A 2,697-nucleotide genomic window follows, 5' to 3' on the forward strand; every position below is an offset into this window, starting at 1 on the left:
AAATGATGGATAATCCGGTATTATCCGTTGGAAACAATGTGCGATACTAATTATAGATTAAGTCAATTGACAGAAATGAGGTTTATATGAAATTTCTTTCTAAAATGGAAAATATAGTAATTAATGAAAATGATGATTATACATGTAGGAATCTTTCCTATATCAAATTTAAAGATATTGATTTTTCAATATATAAACCTATCTCCTTTTTTAGAAGTGATTTTAGAGGTAGTCGATTTGAAAATATCAAGTTTCAAAATAATTATTTTGACAGAGCTGATTTTATTGGGAGTACATTTATTAATTGTCAATTTATTAATGTCAATTTTGGCGCTTGCGAGATGAAATCATGTTTTTTTGTGGATTCAGTATTTGAACATTGTGTCTTTGATAATACATCTATACAAGAAAGTTCGTTTCAAAAATGTATATTAAAAAAACAACATATTTTAGTTAATATGAAAAACTGTGAAATGAAATTTTCCCAAATACATGATTGTACATTTGAACGTTCAACAACAGAAAAAATTGAATTTGAATCGTGTTTATTAGAAAATGTAGATTTTGCAACGATGCATGCTGAATGTCATAAGTTTATAGATTGCGAATTGAATAATGTTAAATTAGGCATAAGTTATGTTTTTAGTTATTTATTATGTAATACTAGCATAAAAGATTTTCAAGTATTATATCGAGGAAAAGAAGTTAGTCTCAATAGTCAAGAAGAAGCAATGAAATTTTTAGAGGAATCTCGAACATATGAGTTGATTAATATTTTTTTTATTTATCGCGGTTTTGACAAGATTCCTCAATTATTAGATAAAATTTTAAAATATTTGTATAATAATTACAATCCGGCATCAAAGGCTGAGATTACAAATATTTTGGAGGCACTCGTATTTTATACTATTCATGATATAATCACATATGAATGTTTTATTGATTGTTTAAAATGTATCAATTCTATTGTACTACCTAAATTAAACTTAGAAGATGAATTACTATTTATAGGATATAAAGAAAAATTAAATCATATTATTTCAGATGGTTTATATGGAAAAAATTTTATAGCATCTTCATGTAACCAAAAAGCATTAATTATATTACATATTGAAACCGAAAATTATGATGAAGCATTAAAAATTTCGAATGATTTTTTGGAAAAATTGTATCAAAAATGTAATCTTTCAACATCTCAGGAATTGGTTGAAAGTCGTAAAGGATCTTGGATTTTAACATTTTCTGTTTCAGCAATGATTGTAGTAATGTTACCTAGAATAGTTAAAAGTTACTATAACCTTATTTCTGAAATTCAACTCAAAAAAGGGTTTAAAAAGAAAATTATAAAAAAAATAGAAAGTCCTAAAATCTCAATAAATGAAATGGATCAGTTAGCAGATATTGTTGAAAAATTACAAATATTAGAACAACCAGAAATTGATGTTCCAAAACAAATATCAGATATTAAAGCAAGTTTGTAGTGCATCAATGGTTTTATATAGAAGATCACTTTTTATCATGAGATTTATTCTAAAACAATAAAATTCGTGGTTACTATATAAATATCTATCGTGTGGTAATGTGAGAACATTGCATTTTTGCAAAATTTCTTGTGCAATTAATAAGTCATTTTGAGCATTGAATTTATTTTTGGGTATTCCTAAAAGGCAGTAACCGCCACTTATACAATGACTTACACATACATTTTTTCCAGAAAGCATACTTAATAATAGATAATAATTTTTTTTGGCATAATTAACGTTTTGAGTTAATTGCGTTATTATAAATGAGTGCTCCTTTTGGCTATAAAGCCTTTGAATGTAATTATACTGTTGTGCAGTAATTGAGCCACAAAAGTAGACACTATTCTTTTCAAGATTATTTATCCATTTAGAATGTGCAAATATGGAACAATGCTTTATTCCATTAAGAAATAAATTTTTGGATAAAGACTCTAGTATAATAAAATTGTCATAGCGGGACATCGAATTATATAGTTCAAAATCGTTTAGTGAAATTTTTGATTTCCACTTTAAACCATTATAGATATTATCTATTAAGATACAACCGCCTGTTTTTGATAACACTGCTTGTATACTTTTTATTTTCTGATAAGGGATACATGTTCCAGTTCCAAAGAGAGGATTGTTTATAATAACTAAATTGATTTCTTGCGATACTATTGTAGAATTTATACTGTCAAAATTCGTGTTATATGCAGATTCAACATAAATATCTATATTTAATTGTTTTAATATTTCGATATATATATAATATACTGGAGATAATAATAAGGCTCTTATATGTTTTTTCTCTTTCAATATAGTTAAGATACTAAGCCAAGCAGCAATAGTTCCATTTGATACAAAAGTAAAATTTGAGGATGCAATATTATTTTTTTTAAATTCAATATTTTCAGAGAGTATATAATTTTTTAAATCAAGAAATTCATCCGAAAAAAAATATTTATTTGCTTGATGACAATCTAATTTATTATATTCTTTTATTTTGGTAAAGGGAAATGGGAGTACTTCTTCATCTTTATCCCATGTAGAAATAAATAAAGAATCATTTTTTTTCATATTTAACAATGATGAAATATCGCTAGAATAATCTGAACTAAGTTTCATTTTATCACCTTCCTGAACATTTGGAATAGTTCCTTACTAACGGATAATACCGGATTATCCATCATTT

At 25.5% G+C, this 2,697-nt stretch carries 2 protein-coding genes; one reads left to right on the forward strand and one right to left on the reverse strand.

Going from position 1 to position 2,697, the window contains the following annotated elements:
• Window positions 1-86 precede the first annotated feature (86 nt).
• Window positions 87-1,481: a pentapeptide repeat-containing protein gene (locus LKD41_RS15385; RefSeq protein ID WP_227701664.1), complete on the forward strand. Its 1,395-nt coding sequence runs from the start codon at window positions 87-89 to the stop codon at window positions 1,479-1,481.
• On the opposite strand, the gene LKD41_RS15390 is transcribed toward LKD41_RS15385, so the two are convergent.
• Window positions 1,458-2,630, reverse strand: coding sequence for an aminotransferase class I/II-fold pyridoxal phosphate-dependent enzyme (locus tag LKD41_RS15390; protein WP_227701665.1), 1,173 nt, complete (start codon window positions 2,628-2,630; stop codon window positions 1,458-1,460). The two genes, LKD41_RS15385 and LKD41_RS15390, sit on opposite strands and share 24 nt — an antisense overlap.
• Window positions 2,631-2,697: the final 67 nt, after the last annotated feature.

This window comes from Roseburia sp. CLA-AA-H209, from assembly GCF_020687575.1.
Classification (GTDB): Bacteria; Bacillota; Clostridia; order Lachnospirales; family Lachnospiraceae; genus Roseburia_C; species Roseburia_C amylophila.

Bases quoted from the DNA above. Each gene is read 5' to 3' on its own strand.
- LKD41_RS15385 (WP_227701664.1), top strand. From the start codon at position 87: ATGAAATTTCTTTCTAAAATGGAAAATATAGTAATTAATGAAAATGAT.
- LKD41_RS15390 (WP_227701665.1), bottom strand. From the start codon at position 2,630: ATGAAACTTAGTTCAGATTATTCTAGCGATATTTCATCATTGTTAAAT.